Below are 15541 nucleotides of genomic sequence, written 5' to 3'. Positions count from 1 at the left end.
TGTACCATGAAATCGATTTCAGAAATTAAGAAAACGATTTCAGCAAAACAGAAAACGTTTTCAAGCCGCTTGAAATCGTTTTCCAAGATAAATGGTAGCACCGCCGCCCGGCGATCGCACCGCAAAAGGAGACTTATGAACCTGCACGTACCGCAATCCGGGAAGCGTCTGCTCACCCCTATCTCGCTCGCCATCTTTGCCCTGATGACCAACGCCACTGTTTATGCTGCCGATACCGCTCCAGCCGCCGCCGATGCGCAGGCAGGCTCGGCCGCACCCGCCGCTGAACAATCCGCACCTCAGGCAGCACCAGCCGCACCAGCCGATAGCGGCAAAATTACGGAAGTCTACGTTACCGCTACCAAACGCACGACCTCGCTGCAAAAAACCCCGGTAGCCGTGACCGCGCTGAACGCGGCCGCGCTGGACGACAACCACGTCCAGACCATCCAGGACGTCGTCAACCTGGTGCCGGGCTTCTCGGCCACCGGCCAGGGCGACCACGGCGTGATCACCATGACCATGCGCGGCATCGGCAACGACTCCGCCAAGACCGAATATGCCGATCCGGAAGTCGCCTCGTTCGTCGATGGCGTCTACTCGCCGCGTCCGGAAGGCGCCACCGCGCTGCTGTTCGACCTGGACGCGATCGAAGTGCTGCGCGGCCCGCAGGGCACGCTGTGGGGCCGCAACTCCACCGTCGGCGCGGTCAACATGCAGACCGTCAAACCGGAAATCGGCAGCAACGCCGGCAACTTCGAGCTGGGCTACGGCAACTACGCCCGCCTCGGCGCGCGCGGCGCGCTGAACATCCCGATCAACAGCACCATGGCGATGCGCGTTTCGGTGGTCCATGAGCAGCATGACGGCTACGTCGACTACCAGGCGCCGAACATCCCGTCGCTGGCGTCGCAGCAGGCTGCCGCCGCACCGGTGATCGCCGCCTGGAATACCGCGCACCCGACCAATCCGATCGCCTTCCAGCCGATCAATCCGAACAACTACGTGCGCATGGGCAAGAAGTACAGCGCCCAGGACCAGAGCGCGGCGCGCCTGAGCTTCCTGTGGCAGCCGTCGGCCGACCTGAAGTGGAACATCTCGTACGAGCACTACATCGACCGCGGCACCCCAAGCATCAACCTGCTGCAACAGCAGCGTCCGGGCCAGGACTTCTGGTCGGCGCTGGTGGACACCGCGCCGAGCGTGGACCGCGAATCGAACTCGGTGCGCAGCCGCGTCGACTGGCAGATCAACCCGGACATCGCGATGGCCTACATCGCCGGCTACTCGCGTTTCAACGGTTCGTCCACCTTTGACCAGGACGGCGGCGCCAATCCGGCCACCAGCTTCACCACCGCCAGCAGCAGCGCCAGCGCCGGCTACCAGGCCAACAACACCGTCGGCTCCAAGTACAAGAACTACAGCCATGAGCTGGAGTTCATGTCGACCGGCAAGCGCGAAGTCGACTGGCTGCTGGGCCTGTACTACGCCAACGAAGACAACAGCATCCGCTTCGACATCCCGATCATGAACGGTACCCAGCAGGGCACCATCAACTGGCAGGGTTCCTTCATCCAGCCGAAGGAAACCGTCGATTCGACCGCCGCCTTCGGCCAGGCCACCTGGAACATCGCCGACGCCTGGCACCTGACCGGCGGCTTCCGCTACACCTCGGACAAGCGCAAGAACATCGGCGGCACCAACAACAACTTCTCGGACTACGCCAATTCGCCGCTGGTACCGGTGAGCCCGTCGTCCGATCCGCTGTCGCCATCGTCCGGCTTCACCACCTACCAGCGCAACGACGGCGAATACAAGGACCACAAGCTGACCGGCCTGGGCCGCATCAGCTACGACATCGACAAGAACAACATGGTGTTCGCGTCGGTTTCGACCGGCTACAAGTCGGGCGGTTTGCAGGACGGCGGCCGTCCTTACGGTTCGGAAACGCTGACCAACTACGAAGTCGGCTCCAAGTCGACCTTCCTGGGCGGCAAGGTGCGGATGAACAACTCGGCGTACTACGAGAAGTTCAAGGGCTTCCAGTTCAGCGCGCCGGTGACCAATCCTGACGGCACCCGCGGCCTGGCCACCAACAACGCCGAAGGCGCCAATGTCTGGGGTCTGGAGACCGAGATCGCCGCCAAGATCACGCCGGTGGACCGCGTGCAGTTCACCGCCGCCTACACCCACGCCAAGCTGAAGAAGCTGATCGGCGGCAGTAACGACTACGTGCTGCCGAAGTGCTCGATCCCTGACATCAGCACCTGCCTGGACGTGACCGGCAACGACATGCCGCACGCGCCGAAGTTCGCCATGCAGCTGCAGTACCAGCACAGCTTCGAGCTGGCCGACGGCACGCTGATCCCGCGCATCAGCACCCACTACGAAACCGCCAGCTGGCTAAGCGTGTTCAACCTGGGTGAGCCGGACCGTCAGAAGGCCTACAACCGTACCGACATCGGCCTGCGTTACGACGCCCAGGCGAAGTGGTACTTCGACGCCTTCGTCCGCAACGTCGAAGACGGCAAGATCAAGACCAGCGCCATGAACGCCAACGGCCCGTGGCAGGCGCAGTACCTGCCGCCACGCACCTTCGGCATCAACGTGGGCCGCTCGTTCTAAGCAAAGCGTTTTTCATGTAGTCCAGTGTTGTCTGTGGTTTTAATCCCCTCGCGCCTTCACCGGCCGAGGGGTTTTTTTTTACCCCAAACGAAAGGGTCCGACCCCGTACGGGGTCGGACCCTGGCCGCAGTGGTTTGCGGGTTTGGCTGGCGCCGCACGCTATACTGGGGGCTTGTGTCTTTCGCCGAGGTCTTGATGCCTGTCCTGAGTGCCGTTGTTGCCGCCGCCCTGCTGGCCGCGCCGCCGTGCGTGGCGCCGCCGCCCGATCCGGCCAATACCTACGATGCGCCGCACACCTACGACAAGCTGGTGCGCGACTATCCGGATATCCACATCGCCACCGACGCGCTGCCGCCCGGCGTGCGCAAGACCGCCGACCAGGTCTACGCCCAATACGGCGCCCGCTGCCTGATGCTGGACCTGTATCGCCCGCCCGGCGACAAACTGCCGGTGGTGGTATTCGTCCACGGTGGCGGCTGGAAGTCCGGCTACCGTGCCGAGTTCGTGCCGATGGCGCTGCGCCTGACCGAGCACGGCTATGCGGCGGTCACGCTCAGCTATCGCCTGTCGGGCGAAGCGCGCTATCCGGCCGCCGTGCAGGACGTGCAGGATGCGGTGCGCTGGGTGCGTGCCCATGCGGCGCAGTTCGGCCTCGATCCGCAGCGCATCGCCCTGGCCGGCGGTTCGGCCGGCGGCCAGATCGCCAGCCTGGCCGGCGTCACGGCCGGCGGCGACGTCAAGGCCATCGTCAACATCGACGGCCTTTCCGACTTCACCACCGAACTGGCGCTGAAGTACGAGAACGATCCGAAGAAAAATCCGTCTGCGGCCGGGGCCTGGTTCGGCGGCCGCTACGAAGAGCAGCCCGCGCGGTGGCGCGAGGCCTCGCCCATCCAGTACGTCCACGCCGGCATGCCGCCGATTCTGTTCATCGGCAGCGCGCAGCCGCGTTTTTCCGCCGGCCGCGAAGCGATGCGGGAACAGATGACGGCGCTCGGCGTCGCCAGCGATGAGCTAATCCTGTCCGGCACGCCGCATTCGTTCTGGCTGTTCGATCCCTGGCTCCAGCCAACGGTAGACAAGACAGTCACATTCTTGCAGCAATACTTGCGATAGCTCATGCTAGTATTCAGACACGATGCGAAAGACGACCTCTCTTCTGCTGGCCCTGGCGATCGGCGCGTTTGCGCCGCAGCCGGCATATGCGGTCGAGCGTCTGGCGGTCGGCGCCACCTTCAGCAATATTTTTGAGGAGGGCCGGGACGGCCAGTGGCGCGGACTGGGCGTGGACGTACTGCGCCTGCTGGCCGCGCGCGCCGGCGACACCATCCGCTTCCAGCTGTATCCGTGGCCACGCGCGCAGGCCATGGTGGAGCGGGCCCAGGCCGATATCCTGGTCGGCCCCTACCAGTCGCCCGAGCGGCTGCTGCGGTTTGCCTTTCTCGACCAACCGTTTTACCGCGACCGCCTGGTGTTTTACGCGCGCCGCGACAGCGCGCCGCCGTGGCAGGGCGACCTGACCGCGCTGAAACCCCACCGTCTGGCCGCCGTGCGCGGCTGGCACTACGGCGCCCAGTTCGACCGGGCCCGCAAGCTGCTCGATGTCAGCGAGGTGTCGCAGCTGGAAAACGGCCTGCAGATGCTGGCCCATGGCCGCGTCGAACTGCTGGCCACCAATCAACGCAACAGCACGGCACTGATCAACAACCTCCATCTGGATGGTGCGCTGACGCTGCTGTGTCCCGACATCACGCAACTGGATGGCTACCTGGCCTTCCCGCGTGATCCCAAATTCTCTGCCGTGCGCGCGCGTTATAACGTGCTGTTTACGGAAATGGTACGCTCCGGTGAACTGGCGCGGCTGGGTGCGCGCAACGGCGTGCTGGTACCGGCCGCCGACACCGCCCGTCCCGCCGCCAGCTGTGCGGATCAACGCGGATAACGATCATGAAGATAGGTTTGTTCCCCCTGGGCTTGCTCCCCCTCGCGCTGTTGGCGACAGCCGGCTTGTGCTACGCGGCCGGGCCGACGCAGCAGGCGTCGCCGAAATCCGGGCAGCCGTTCGCCCCGATCCCGGTCAATTCCATCTTTCGCCCGGTGCAGGCCAACGGCACCGCCGACGATGCGCTGGCCAGCGGCCGCGTGGTGGCGGGTGTGTATCCGCCAGCCGCGCGCGCCGGCAAGCACTGGCGCATCGCCTTCCTGTTCCCGCACATGAAGGACCCGTACTGGGCCGGCGTGGCGTACGGCGTCATCAGCGAGGCCAGGCGGCTGGGCGTGGCGGTCGATATCCTGCCCGCCAGCGGCTACGACGACCTGCACGGCCAGTTGCAGAAAATGGACGAGGCCATCGCCGCCAGATATGACGCCATCGTGGTGTCGCCGATCAGCATGACGGCCAACAACCTGTCGATCGCCAAGGCGCGCGCGGTCGGCATTCCGGTGCTGGAGCTGGCCAACGACAGCCGCAGCGAAGAGCTGGCGGTGAAAGTCACCACGTCGCTGCGCAGCATGGGCATGGAAGCGACGCGCTGGGCCATCCGCGACGCCCAGCAGCGCGGCCTGAAGACCATCAACATCGCCTTGCTGCCGGGACCGATGGGCGCCGGCTGGGTCAAGGGCGAGGTGGATGGCACGCGCATCGCCGCGCAGGAGGCGCCGATCGAGGTCAACATCCTGGATATCCGCTACGGCGACAGCGAGCGCGGGTTGCAGGCGCAACTGACCGGCCGCATTCTCAACAAGCACGGCGCGCGGCTCGACTATATTCTGGGCTGCACCGGCTGTGCACCGGCGGCGCTGGCGCCGATCAAGGCGGCCAGGCTGAACGACAAAATCCGCGTGGTGGCGTACGACCTCACCGGCGAGATCGCGCAGTTGATTCGCAGCAAGGAAATCTCGGCGGCGGCCGATACCAAGGGCGTCAGCCAGGCGCGGGTGGCGATCAACGCCGCCGTCAATCTGCTGGAAGGCCGCGCCAGGGAACAGCCGCACACCATCCTGGTCAAGCTGGGCATGCTGGACCAGCAGAACCTGGCTAACTATCCGTTTGATACCTCGATCGCGCCGGAAGGCTACCGGCCACAGTTGTCCTACGACCCGGCCAGAGAATAAGGCTACCGGACGCGCACGCGGCCCCATCTTGCGTTAATCTATCTGGATGCAAAGGGGAGGACGCCATCATGACACCGGAACACGACAGGCGCCAACGGCCGCAGACGTCCGATACCGCGGGTTGGCATTCGTTTGATTTCATCGTGCGGCAGGCATTGCAGGTCCAGCGCGACATCGGCACGCCCGGCGCGGTGGAGATGCTGCAGAATATGGGACTCAATCCGCAAGTCATCGCCCGCGTGCTGTCCCCCGAGCGCCGCGTCCGCGAGGAAGATTTGCGTTCACTGAGCGGCGAAGCCTAGACAGGTTTTCAGTTCCGCGAGATGGCGCGCGCTGACCGCCAGTTGCGCGCCGCAGGCCAGCGTCAGCTGATAGCGGCCGTCACCCACCACCGACAGGCGCCGCACCTGATCGCGCCGCACGATGGCGGTGCGGTGCACGCGCAGGAAGTCCTCCGGCCGCAGCAGCTGCTCGACGCGGCTTAGCGGCACCCGGTGCAGCACCGTGCGCGCCGCCAGATGCAACTCCACATAATTTCCCGCCGCCTGTAGCCACAGCACGTCGCGCACGGGGATCTGTTCAATGCTGCCCACCGACCGCACGCTGAAGCTGTCCATCTGCTGAGTGTGGGTGGCGGCGGTGTAGCCTTGCAGCGCGGCGCGGTAGGCGTCGTGCTGGCGCAGCCCGAGCATGGCGTTGGCGCGCTCGATGGCTTGCGCCAGCCGGCGGTCGTCGATGGGCTTGAGCAGGTAGTCCAGCGCGTGGACCTCAAACGCGTCCACCGCGTGGGTGTTGTAGGCGGTGACGAAGACGATCAATGGCGGCGCCGGCAGGCGGCTCAGCTCACGCGCCAGTTCCAGCCCGCTTTCGCGCGGCATCTGGATATCGAGGAAGATGACGTCGGCCGGCGTGCGCGCCATGGCCTCGCGGGCGGCGGCGGCGCTGTCGCATTCGGCCAGCAGCCGCCAGCCGGCTTGCGCCTGCATGGCCAGCCGCAGGTTGGCGCGGCCGGGCGCTTCGTCGTCAACGATGATATAGCGGATCAATCCCAGTCTCCCAGCGGCAGGCGGATTTCGGCGTAGAAGCGGTCGCCGCGCGTTTCGGTGTGCAGCGAGGCGGCTGGGTTGAACATCCCCAGCCGCTCGCGCGTGTTCTTCAATCCGAGGCCGGTGCCGGGGTTGGCCGGCGCCTGCGCGCTCAGTGGGTTGGAGACGGTCATCAGCAGTTCGGACTCGTGGCGGGTGATGTGGACGCGGATGTCGCTGCGGCCGTCGTGGCCATCGAGGTCGTGGCGCAGCGCGTTTTCGATCAGCGGTTGCAGCAGCAGCGGCGGGCATTGGGCTTCGTGCAGCGCGGCGTCGTCGCAGTGGATATCGATGTGCAGGCGTTCGCCGTAGCGCAGGCGTTGCAGGTCGGTGTAGTCGTGGATGAATTGCAGTTCTTCGCCGAGGCGCACGGTGTCGCGCAGGCTGGCCGACAATGCGTAGCGCAGCAGGTCGCTCAGGCGGCTGATGCCTTGCAGTGACACGGCCTTGTCGCCATCCCGTACCAGAGCACTGATGGCGTTCAATGCGTTGAAGATGAAGTGCGGCTCCAGTTGCGCGCGCAGCGACAGCATGCGCTGCTGCTCCAGTGCCAGCGACAGTTCGAGGTTGTGCGTGTGGGTGCGCTGCAAGGCGTGTTCACGCGCGCGCGCCAGCCGCCAGTTGCCGATGCCGACGATGATGGCGAACGTGGCGCCGGTGACGAACCAGCTGAAACGGCGCATGCGCAGGCGCGCCTGGTAGATGTTTTCCAGGTTGATGCCGGCGACGTCGCCGCCATGGCGTATCCAGTCGACATACAGCCATTGCAGCGGCTGGAATACGACCATCACCACGATGAAGAAGCCGACGATGTTGCGCCATGGTTCAAACAGCGTGGGCCAGCGCAGCAGCGCGAGACACAGCGTGGCGCTGAGCAGCAGCATCGGCAGGTAGTCGATGCACCATTGCTGCCAGAGCCGCAGGAAGCTGGTGGCGTTGGCCGCGCCATAAGCACCGGCCGCGCTGATCGCGGCCCACGCCAGCGCGTTGAGCACCACCGCTTGCAGCACGGCGGCCCAGCGCGGATGCTGCGCCCCATGCGCGGCGGCGGTCGGCGGCGCGATGCTTGGCGTGGCAAGCGCGGTTGCGAGTTTGGCGTTAGGCGGGGAGGTCATCGGCGCGAGTATAGCAGGGCGTTTTGCGCTGCCGGGTGGCTGCGTCACATGGAACCGGCCTTTCGTCCCACGCCTTGCGCAAGGCCGCGCGGCGGCGGCAGAATCGCCTTTTTGCACATCTCAAAGGAACACAATGAAGGGCAGGATACACGGGCTGGATACCTTGCGCGCCGCAGCGATTGTGCTGGTGCTGATGTACCACTACGGCGTGGTGGCCGGTGGCCGCGACTTTGGCGAGGCGGGACGCATCGGCTGGGCCGGCGTGGACCTGTTCTTTGTCTTGAGCGGCTACCTGATCGGCAATCAGCTGCTGGCGCAGCGCATGCCGCTGTCGACCTTCTTCGGCCGCCGCCTGCTGCGCACCGTGCCGAACTACTACGTGGTGCTGGCCGCGTATTTCCTGCTGCCGGCGACGCTGGGCGGCAGCGCCACCGCGCCGCTATGGCGCTTCCTGAGCTTCACGCAGAACCTCGGCCTGCAATATGGCCAGACCTTCACCCATTCATGGTCGCTGTGTATCGAGGAGCAGTTCTACCTGATCCTGCCGCTGGCGCTTCTGCTGTTGCGCCGTCCGCGCTGGATCTGGGGCGGCATGGCGCTGGCCGTGGCGGGCGCCATTGCCTTCCGCATCAACGGCTGGTCGCACGGCATGCAGCCGTTTTCGCAGGAGCTGTACTATTCCACCTTCGCGCGCTTCGACGAACTGCTGCCCGGCGTGGCGATTGCCCTGCTGAAGAACCACCACGCCCCGTTGTATGAACGCATTCTACGCCATGGCAATCTGCTGCTGGCGGCGGGACTGGTGTTGGGTGGCGTGCTGCTGGCGCGCTTCGATGACGAATCGTTCTTCATGACGGCGTTCGGCTTTACGCTGCTGGCGTTGAGTTTCAGCCTGCTGCTGTTGGCGGCGCTCAGCCCTTCATCGCTGCTGGCGCGGGTGCGCGTGCCGGGCGCGGAGAGCCTGGCCTTGTGGTCGTACGCGATCTACCTGGCGCACAAGCCGCTGTTCAAAGTGGTGGGGGAGGCATTGCCGCTGGACCGTCATGCGGCGCCCGGTATTGCGTTGGTGATGCTGGCCGGCGTAGGCGGCGGGTGGCTGCTGTACCAACTGGTCGAGCAGCCCTTCATGCGCCTGCGCGCGGCCTGGTTCCCGCTTACTCCTTATTGTGGAACGGCGCGAACCACGTAACCAGGAAGGACGGAATAGTGGCCGCCATCACCAGCCAGAAGTAGTGCACATAGCCCAGCATCTGCTGCAGGTGGCCGCTGACCACACCGGTCACCATCATGCAGAGGCCCATCAGGCCGGTGCCGAAGGCGTAGTGGGTGGTGGTGTATTTGCCTGGCGCCAGTTGCTGCATCAGGTAGATCATGAAGCCCACCGAGCCGAAGCCGTAGAAGAACTTCTCGACCGCCACGCCGGCGCTGATGATCATCAGGTTATCCGGCTGGTAGATGCTCATCAACAGGAAGGTGACGTTGGGGATGTTGACCGCGCAGCACAGGATGAACAAGGTGTTCTGCAAACCGCGACGGGCCACGAAGATCCCGCCCAGCAGCGAACCAACCAGCACCGCGATCAGGCCATAGGTGCCGTAGATCAGGCCCAGCATCTCGTTCGACAGGCCAAGGCCGCCCTGCGCCACCGGATCGACCATGAAGAAGGGGCCGATCTTTTCCAGCAGGCCGATACTGAGGCGGAACACAAACGCAAAGCCCACCATCAGCCAGACGTCGCGCTTCTGGAAGAAGGTGACGAAGGAATCCTTGAGGATGAAGGCCGCTTCGGCCGCCGAGCGTGGTGCATTTTCTGCCTTGGCGCCGTCCGGCATCACGCGCATATGCCACAGCGCGGTGAGGATGGTGATGCCGGCGACGATGAAGAAGATCACGCGCCACGATTCGATCCACTCCGGTCCGAACACGCCGGCCTGGTGGTGGAAGTAATGCGTGTGCAGCCAGCCGCTCAGGTACACCATGCCGCCCGAGGCGACGATGGGGCCGATGTTCCAGCTCAGACTCTGGATGCCGCAGAACAGCGACTGGGTCTTGCCATCGAGCGCGGTGACGTAGACGCCGTCCGAGGCGATGTCCTGGGTGGCGCCAACCAGCGACAGTATGCCGAACAGGAACACCATGATGACCATGTAATCCGGCAGCGACATCGCCAGCGCCACGCCGGCAAAGCCGACGCCGACGATCAGCTGCGCGCACAGCACGAAGAACTTCTTGGTGCGGTACATTTCCACGAACGGCGCGAACAGCGGCTTGATGGTGTAGGCCAGGATCAGGTAGCTGGCGTATTGCGCGGCCTGGCCGTTGTCCATGCCCAGGTTCTTGAACATGATGGAGGTGACGCTGGTCAGCATCACATACGTCAGCGCCATGGCGAAGTAGCCGCTCGGCACCCACAGCATCGGCGTATTGCGCGCGAACATGGCGCGCAGCAGCGATGGTGGCGGCGTCGGAGTCGATGGCGCGGCGGCGGCCGGCGGTTCTTGCGGCAGGGCGGAAGGGGCGGTGCTCATAGTGTCGTCCTCGTTGTTCTCGGTGGAGTGTAGCACTGGCTCTGCGGCCATTTTTCGTAAAACATTAAAACGGGAACCGCCGGCCAGAGGCCGGCGGCGGTACTACGGTTGCGTTGCTCAGGCAGCGTGCTGTTTCTCTGCGCGCTGTTGGACCAGGTAATCGCGATACCACAGCGCGCTGTGCTTCGGCGTGCGCTTCTGGGTTTCGTAGTCGACGTGGACGATGCCGAAACGCTTGGCGTAGCCGGAGTTCCATTCAAAGTTGTCCAGCAGCGACCACAGGAAGTAGCCCTGGATGTTCACGCCTTGCAGGCGGGCGTCGTTCAGGGCCTTCAGGTGGCGCTGGACGAAATCGATGCGCGCTTCGTCCGGCACTTCGCCGTTGACGATGGTGTCCGGATTTGCCATGCCGTTTTCGGTGATGTAGATCGGCGGCAGGTCGTAATCGGCGTTCAGCTTGAGCAGCAGTTCGGTCAGGCCGTCCGGGTAGATTTCCCAGCCCATGTCGGTCTTGCCCAGTTTGCACTCCGGCTGGCGCGGCGGCGTTTCGGTCGAGCAGAAGGCGCGGAAGTAGTAGTTCACGCCGAGGAAGTCGATCTTCTGGTGTGCGGCTTCCAGGTCGCCGTCCTGCACTTCCGGCGCGTTGTCGCCGTGGACCTTGAGCGCCAGTTCCGGGTACTTGCCCTTGAAGATCGGGTCCATGAACCATTCGACCGAGCGCGAATATTCAAATTCGGCGGCGGCCTTGTCGGCGTCGCTGTCAGTGGCCGGATCGGCGGTCCACTGGTTCAGCACAATACCCAGCTGGGCCGAGCTGCCGACCTTGCGCATGGCGGTCATCGCCAGGCCGTGCGACAGCACCAGATGGTGCGAGACCTGGATCGATTGCTTCAGGTCCGCCACGCCCGGCGCGAATTGCGCGTTGCCGTAGCCCAGGTTGGCCGTGCACCATGGCTCATTGTGCGTTGCAATCGTTTTCACCCGATTGCCGAAGCGGCGCGCCACTTCCGCCGCGTATTCGGCGAAGTGGTACGCGGTGTCGCGATTGAGCCAGCCCCCTTCGTCCTGCAGGCCTTGCGGCAAATCCCAGTGGTACAGCGTGATGTGGGCGGCGATATTTTTGCTTTCCAGTTCCTTCAGCAGGCGGTCGTAGAAATCCCAGCCGGCTTCGTTCCACGCGCCTTTGCCCTGCGGCTGCACGCGCGCCCAGGCCATCGAGAAGCGGTAGGCGTCCACGCCCAGGCTGGCCATGATGGCCACGTCTTCCGGGTAGCGGTTGTAGTGGTCGCAGGCGACGTCGCCGTTGGTGCCGTCGATGACTTTGCCCGGCGTGTGGCTGAAGGTATCCCAGATCGACGGGCCTTTGCCGTCGGCGGTCGCGCCGCCTTCAATCTGGAAAGCACTGGTGGCAACGCCCCAGGTAAACGAAGGTGGGAATTGCGTGAAATCGGTCATGTGTCTTTATCGTTTTAATAGGATTAACGGGTGCGGAGGGGAGGACATAACTACGTTTGAAAACGATTTCACGCCTCAGATGATGATTAGACCTCAACTGCATGTGAGTGTCAATCGATTTGAAAAAGCGCGCAGGCAAGCCTGATATAATGCCGCCTCACTAAATTTTTGCTGAATCCGACCATGTCTTCCGATACGCCTAAAGACGCCCCAGCGCGCGCCATGCTGTACGACCCGACCGAACACCGCATCCGCAGTTTCGTCACGCGTGCCGGCCGCCTGTCGACCGCGCAGGCGCGCTCGCTGGAAGAACTTGGGCCGCAGTTCCTGATCCCGTACGAGAAAGCGCCGCTGGATTACGAGCAGGCCTTTGGCCGCAAGGCGCCGGTGGTGCTGGAGATCGGCTTTGGCATGGGCGGCACCACGGCGCACATCGCCGGCGTAATGCCGGAGAAGGACTTCATCGGCGTGGAAGTGCACACGCCGGGCGTGGGCAGTTTGCTGAAGCTGATCGGCGAGCAGAATCTGACCAACCTGAAAGCCATCCAGCACGATGCGGTGGAAGTGTTGAACTTCATGATTCCGGATGGTTCGCTGCACGGCGTGCATATCTACTTCCCGGACCCGTGGCACAAGGCGCGCCACAACAAGCGCCGCCTGATCCAGTCGCCGTTCGTCAAGCATCTGGTGCAGAAGCTGGAAGTGGGCGGCTATCTCCATCTGGCCACCGACTGGGAAGACTACGCGGTGCAGATGCTGGAAGTACTGAGTGCGGAAGAAGGCTTGCAGAATACCGCTGAAGGCTATGCCCCGCAGCCGGCGTATCGTCCGCTGACCAAGTTTGAAAACCGCGGCCTGAAGCTGGGCCATGGCGTATGGGATCTGGTCTTCACCAAGAAGTAAGTTACTTTCGCAGCGCTTTGTTCAGGCGCTGCATCACGTCATCCGGCGTCGCCTGCGTGCACCACAGGCGGCGGTCGTCATAGACTATCTCGGAGAGTTTGCCGGCGCGTTCGCGGCCCGGCAGGCCGACCCAGGCCAGCATGCAGGCTGGCTGCAAATTCGCTTTCAACAGGATCAGCTGCTGCTTGGCCGGGGTGCTGCGCAGCTGGTAGGGGATGTTCGCGGCCCGCAGCGCAACCAGCAGCTTGTCGATGCCTTCGCCTTGCGCCATGCCGCCCATGGTGTAGTGATACGGCGGCCGTTCGTTGTAGTGGATCGCCAGCGGCTCGGCGGCCAGCGCCGGCGCAGCGAACACCATCAACGCGGCCGCAAGCCTGTTCATTTCTCCAGCGGCTCCACGTCCAGCACCACGATGTACTGCAGGCGCTTGCCCTGCCACAGCGCGCCGCCGCGCACCTGCGCATCGACGGTGCTCAACTGGCCGGCGGCTTCCTTCTTGCGCAGCAGTTCGCGGAACCTGATCGACGCCTTCTGCGACAGATAGCCGACCATGCGGCCTTCGATAAACACTGCCACCGCTTCGTTCTCGTAGGCGTTGCGATCGTCCGGCATCAGCGTCGCTACATACGGTGCGGCGGCAGCGCTGTCGCCATGCGCGCCGGCCAGCGCTTGCAGCGTTGGCTGATAGCGCGACTCGTTCATCAGCTCCACCATGAAGCGGCCGCCGTCGGACCAGTGCAGCGCCGGCGCGCTATCCGGCAGCGCGGGCTCATACGGCACGCCGGACGGCAGCGGCAACGGCTGCGGCTTGACCGGATTGCTCTTGATGATGGCGTAGACCACCAGCCCCGTGGCGAGGATGATCAACAGGGAGATTATGGATGTCATGGCGTGCTTACTTAAACAAAGGCCGCCATCTTAACGCATGAATTTGGACTGGTAGACGATTTTGCCGCCCACCACCGTCAGCAGCACCTTGATGTTGGCGATGTCCTCGGCAGGTATCGTGAAGAAGTTACGGTCAAGGACAATCATGTCGGCCAGCTTGCCCACCTCTAGCGAACCGCTGTCCTTTTCCTGGCGCAGCGTGTAGGCCGCGTTCAGCGTAATTGCCCGCAGCACCTCGGCGCGCGGCATGCCCGGTTGCGCGGTCAGCCGGCCGGCGTACTCCTTGCCGGCATCCGGCGCGGCGGTGCGGGTTACGCCGACCTTCAGCGCGAACCACTCGTCCAGCGGATCGACCGGCCAATCGCTGCCATAGGCGATGCGCGCGCCGGCGTTGAGCAGCAGCGCCTGCGGTTCGACCACGGCGTAGCGGCGCGGGCCCATGTAGTCCTTGAGCGCGCCCACGGTGTCCGGCGCCGGCTTGGCCCACTGGAACGACAGCACCGGCGTCACGTCCAGCTGCGCAAAGCGCGGATAGTCGGCCGGGTCGACGATTTCGTCGTGCGCCAATGCGGGACGAACGCGCTTGCCTTCCGGCGTGGCGCGCAGGTCTTCGATGGCGTCCAGCGATTCGCGCACGGCGCGGTCGCCGTCGACGTGGATGTGCGGATCGATGTGCGCGCGCGCCAGTTCTTTCAGCGTGGTGCGCAGCGCTTCCGGCGTGAAGTAGCTCGGCGGGCCGTTGTGCGGCCCGGGCTGCCAGTCCGGTTTCTCCGGCGTGCCTTTGTTGGTGAGGTACGGCTCGATCATGGCGCCGGTGAAGGCGGGCGCCGAGATCACGCCGTCCATGAACAGCTTGGCGTGGCGCACCTGCATCGATGGCGCAACCCTGGTCGGTCCCTGGTCGAACTGCTTTTGCTGCTTGAGCAGCTCGGCCACCGCGCTTTGCGGCGTCGCGCCTTTATCGAGGTCGATCAGCACCGCGAAGTGCGCGCGCGCCGTCAGCTTGCCCTGTTTTTGCAGGTCGGTGAAGGCGGTCATGGTTTCGGGATCGGTGTAAGCGTCGAGAAAGGTGGTGATGCCTTGCTGGCGCATCGCCGCCAGTGCGGCCTTGGACGCGGCCAGGTTCTCGGCCACCGTCAGCGGCGGCAGCAGATTCATGGCCAGATCCTGCGCAGCATCTTCCAGCAGGCCGGTGGCGTTGCCCTTGGCGTCGCGGGTGATCTTGCCGCCGGCCGGATCGGGCGTGTCGCGTGTGATCTTCGCAGTCTGGACGCCTTTGGTGTTCAGCAGCGCCGAGTGGCCGAAGGATGAGCGCACGATGATCGGACGGTCGGTCTTCAGCGCGTCGAGCGTGGCGGCGGTGGTGTCCACGCCGTCCGGCAGCATCCCTTGCTGGAACCAGTTCACCACGATCATCCAGCGTTCCGGCCCTGACTTCTTGTCGCGGTCCAGGCAGGTCTGAATGCGCGACTGGAACTGCGCAACCGTCAGCGGCTCGTAATTCAGGCTGCAATTGAGCAGGCGGCTGCCGCCCGATTGCGGATGCATATGGCCGTCGATCAGGCCGGGCATCAGCATGCGGCCTTGCAGGTCGATTACTTCGGTCTTCTTGCCGGTGAGGGCTTTAACGCCGTCGTTATCGCCGACGTAGACAATGCGCCCGCCGCGCACCGCCAGCGCCTGCTGCACGCTGTCCTTGGCGTCCACCGTGTAGACGTAGCCGTTGCGGTAGACCGTGTCGGCCGGTTTGTCGGCGGCGTATGCCGTGGTGATCAGGCTCAGTGTCAGTATCAGTGCAGCGGGAAGGCCGGTGCGGATCATGCAGTCT

The 15541-nt window shown here is 64.4% G+C and carries 14 protein-coding genes; 7 read left to right on the top strand and 7 right to left on the bottom strand.

The window, feature by feature from the left end; genetic code table 11:
- Window positions 1–135 precede the first annotated feature (135 nt).
- From GTP55_RS08430 to GTP55_RS08410, 5 genes are all read left to right on the top strand, one after another.
- Window positions 136–2625, top strand: a complete 2490-nt coding sequence (locus GTP55_RS08430; protein ID WP_161044492.1) for a TonB-dependent receptor — start codon at window positions 136–138, stop codon at window positions 2623–2625.
- Between the two features lie 195 nt (window positions 2626–2820).
- Window positions 2821–3741: an alpha/beta hydrolase gene (locus GTP55_RS08425; RefSeq protein ID WP_161044491.1), complete on the top strand. Its 921-nt coding sequence runs from the start codon at window positions 2821–2823 to the stop codon at window positions 3739–3741.
- Window positions 3742–3763: 22 nt separating this feature from the next.
- A complete protein-coding gene (locus GTP55_RS08420; RefSeq protein ID WP_161044490.1) occupies window positions 3764–4567 on the top strand; it encodes a substrate-binding periplasmic protein in 804 nt (267 codons plus the stop codon).
- Between the two features lie 5 nt (window positions 4568–4572).
- Window positions 4573–5739 carry a TMAO reductase system periplasmic protein TorT gene (gene torT, locus GTP55_RS08415; RefSeq protein ID WP_161044489.1) on the top strand — a complete coding sequence of 389 codons (1167 nt, stop codon included), beginning with the start codon at window positions 4573–4575 and terminating at the stop codon, window positions 5737–5739.
- A gap of 68 nt (window positions 5740–5807) precedes the next feature.
- Window positions 5808–6041, top strand: a complete 234-nt coding sequence (locus GTP55_RS08410; RefSeq protein WP_161044488.1) for a hypothetical protein — start codon at window positions 5808–5810, stop codon at window positions 6039–6041.
- On the opposite strand, the gene GTP55_RS08405 is transcribed toward GTP55_RS08410, so the two are convergent.
- Window positions 6021–6785 (bottom strand): LytR/AlgR family response regulator transcription factor, encoded by a 765-nt coding sequence (locus GTP55_RS08405; RefSeq protein WP_229257825.1) that lies wholly within the window; start codon window positions 6783–6785, stop codon window positions 6021–6023. The two genes, GTP55_RS08410 and GTP55_RS08405, sit on opposite strands and share 21 nt — an antisense overlap.
- Window positions 6782–7939 (bottom strand): sensor histidine kinase, encoded by a 1158-nt coding sequence (locus GTP55_RS29820; protein WP_161044486.1) that lies wholly within the window; start codon window positions 7937–7939, stop codon window positions 6782–6784. The genes GTP55_RS08405 and GTP55_RS29820 overlap by 4 nt, the downstream gene beginning before the upstream one ends.
- Before the next feature lie 133 nt (window positions 7940–8072).
- Here GTP55_RS29820 and GTP55_RS08395 point away from each other — a divergent pair, with 133 nt between their 5' ends.
- Window positions 8073–9128 (top strand): acyltransferase family protein, encoded by a 1056-nt coding sequence (locus GTP55_RS08395; protein ID WP_161044485.1) that lies wholly within the window; start codon window positions 8073–8075, stop codon window positions 9126–9128.
- Here GTP55_RS08395 and GTP55_RS08390 read toward each other — a convergent pair.
- Both GTP55_RS08390 and GTP55_RS08385 read right to left on the bottom strand, forming a co-directional pair.
- Window positions 9094–10467, bottom strand: coding sequence for an MFS transporter (locus GTP55_RS08390; RefSeq protein WP_202423622.1), 1374 nt, complete (start codon window positions 10465–10467; stop codon window positions 9094–9096). The two genes, GTP55_RS08395 and GTP55_RS08390, sit on opposite strands and share 35 nt — an antisense overlap.
- Before the next feature lie 117 nt (window positions 10468–10584).
- Entirely contained in the window at window positions 10585–11922 is a 1338-nt protein-coding gene (locus GTP55_RS08385; RefSeq protein ID WP_161044484.1) for a GH1 family beta-glucosidase, read from the bottom strand.
- Window positions 11923–12144: 222 nt separating this feature from the next.
- Here GTP55_RS08385 and trmB point away from each other — a divergent pair, with 222 nt between their 5' ends.
- Window positions 12145–12825: a tRNA (guanosine(46)-N7)-methyltransferase TrmB gene (gene trmB, locus GTP55_RS08380; RefSeq protein WP_161044626.1), complete on the top strand. Its 681-nt coding sequence runs from the start codon at window positions 12145–12147 to the stop codon at window positions 12823–12825.
- A 1-nt stretch (window position 12826) separates the two neighbouring features.
- On the opposite strand, the gene GTP55_RS08375 is transcribed toward trmB, so the two are convergent.
- Genes GTP55_RS08375 through GTP55_RS08365 form a run of 3 tightly spaced genes read right to left on the bottom strand, consistent with a single transcriptional unit; the run spans window position 12827 to window position 15534 of the window.
- A complete protein-coding gene (locus GTP55_RS08375) occupies window positions 12827–13207 on the bottom strand; it encodes a hypothetical protein (protein WP_161044483.1) in 381 nt (126 codons plus the stop codon).
- Window positions 13204–13713: a hypothetical protein gene (locus tag GTP55_RS08370; protein ID WP_161044482.1), complete on the bottom strand. Its 510-nt coding sequence runs from the start codon at window positions 13711–13713 to the stop codon at window positions 13204–13206. The genes GTP55_RS08375 and GTP55_RS08370 overlap by 4 nt, the downstream gene beginning before the upstream one ends.
- Window positions 13714–13743: 30 nt before the next feature.
- Window positions 13744–15534 (bottom strand): amidohydrolase, encoded by a 1791-nt coding sequence (locus tag GTP55_RS08365; protein WP_161044481.1) that lies wholly within the window; start codon window positions 15532–15534, stop codon window positions 13744–13746.
- Window positions 15535–15541 lie beyond the last annotated feature (7 nt).

Source organism: Duganella margarita, from assembly GCF_009857535.1.
Taxonomy (GTDB): Bacteria; Pseudomonadota; Gammaproteobacteria; order Burkholderiales; family Burkholderiaceae_D; genus Rugamonas; species Rugamonas margarita.
The sequence above is the reverse complement of the archived record's forward strand: the minus strand, read 5'-3'. Positions and strand labels throughout refer to the sequence as shown.

What these genes read in the sequence shown, in the direction of transcription:
- GTP55_RS08430 (WP_161044492.1), top strand. Translation starts at nt 136, where the DNA reads ATGAACCTGCACGTACCGCAATCCGGGAAGCGTCTGCTCACCCCTATC.
- GTP55_RS08425 (WP_161044491.1), top strand. Translation starts at nt 2,821, where the DNA reads ATGCCTGTCCTGAGTGCCGTTGTTGCCGCCGCCCTGCTGGCCGCGCCG.
- GTP55_RS08420 (WP_161044490.1), top strand. Translation starts at nt 3,764, where the DNA reads ATGCGAAAGACGACCTCTCTTCTGCTGGCCCTGGCGATCGGCGCGTTT.
- torT (WP_161044489.1), top strand. Translation starts at nt 4,573, where the DNA reads ATGAAGATAGGTTTGTTCCCCCTGGGCTTGCTCCCCCTCGCGCTGTTG.
- GTP55_RS08410 (WP_161044488.1), top strand. Translation starts at nt 5,808, where the DNA reads ATGACACCGGAACACGACAGGCGCCAACGGCCGCAGACGTCCGATACC.
- GTP55_RS29820 (WP_161044486.1), bottom strand. Translation starts at nt 7,939, where the DNA reads ATGACCTCCCCGCCTAACGCCAAACTCGCAACCGCGCTTGCCACGCCA.
- GTP55_RS08395 (WP_161044485.1), top strand. Translation starts at nt 8,073, where the DNA reads ATGAAGGGCAGGATACACGGGCTGGATACCTTGCGCGCCGCAGCGATT.
- GTP55_RS08390 (WP_202423622.1), bottom strand. Translation starts at nt 10,467, where the DNA reads ATGAGCACCGCCCCTTCCGCCCTGCCGCAAGAACCGCCGGCCGCCGCC.
- GTP55_RS08385 (WP_161044484.1), bottom strand. Translation starts at nt 11,922, where the DNA reads ATGACCGATTTCACGCAATTCCCACCTTCGTTTACCTGGGGCGTTGCC.
- trmB (WP_161044626.1), top strand. Translation starts at nt 12,145, where the DNA reads ATGCTGTACGACCCGACCGAACACCGCATCCGCAGTTTCGTCACGCGT.
- GTP55_RS08375 (WP_161044483.1), bottom strand. Translation starts at nt 13,207, where the DNA reads ATGAACAGGCTTGCGGCCGCGTTGATGGTGTTCGCTGCGCCGGCGCTG.
- GTP55_RS08370 (WP_161044482.1), bottom strand. Translation starts at nt 13,713, where the DNA reads ATGACATCCATAATCTCCCTGTTGATCATCCTCGCCACGGGGCTGGTG.
- GTP55_RS08365 (WP_161044481.1), bottom strand. Translation starts at nt 15,534, where the DNA reads ATGATCCGCACCGGCCTTCCCGCTGCACTGATACTGACACTGAGCCTG.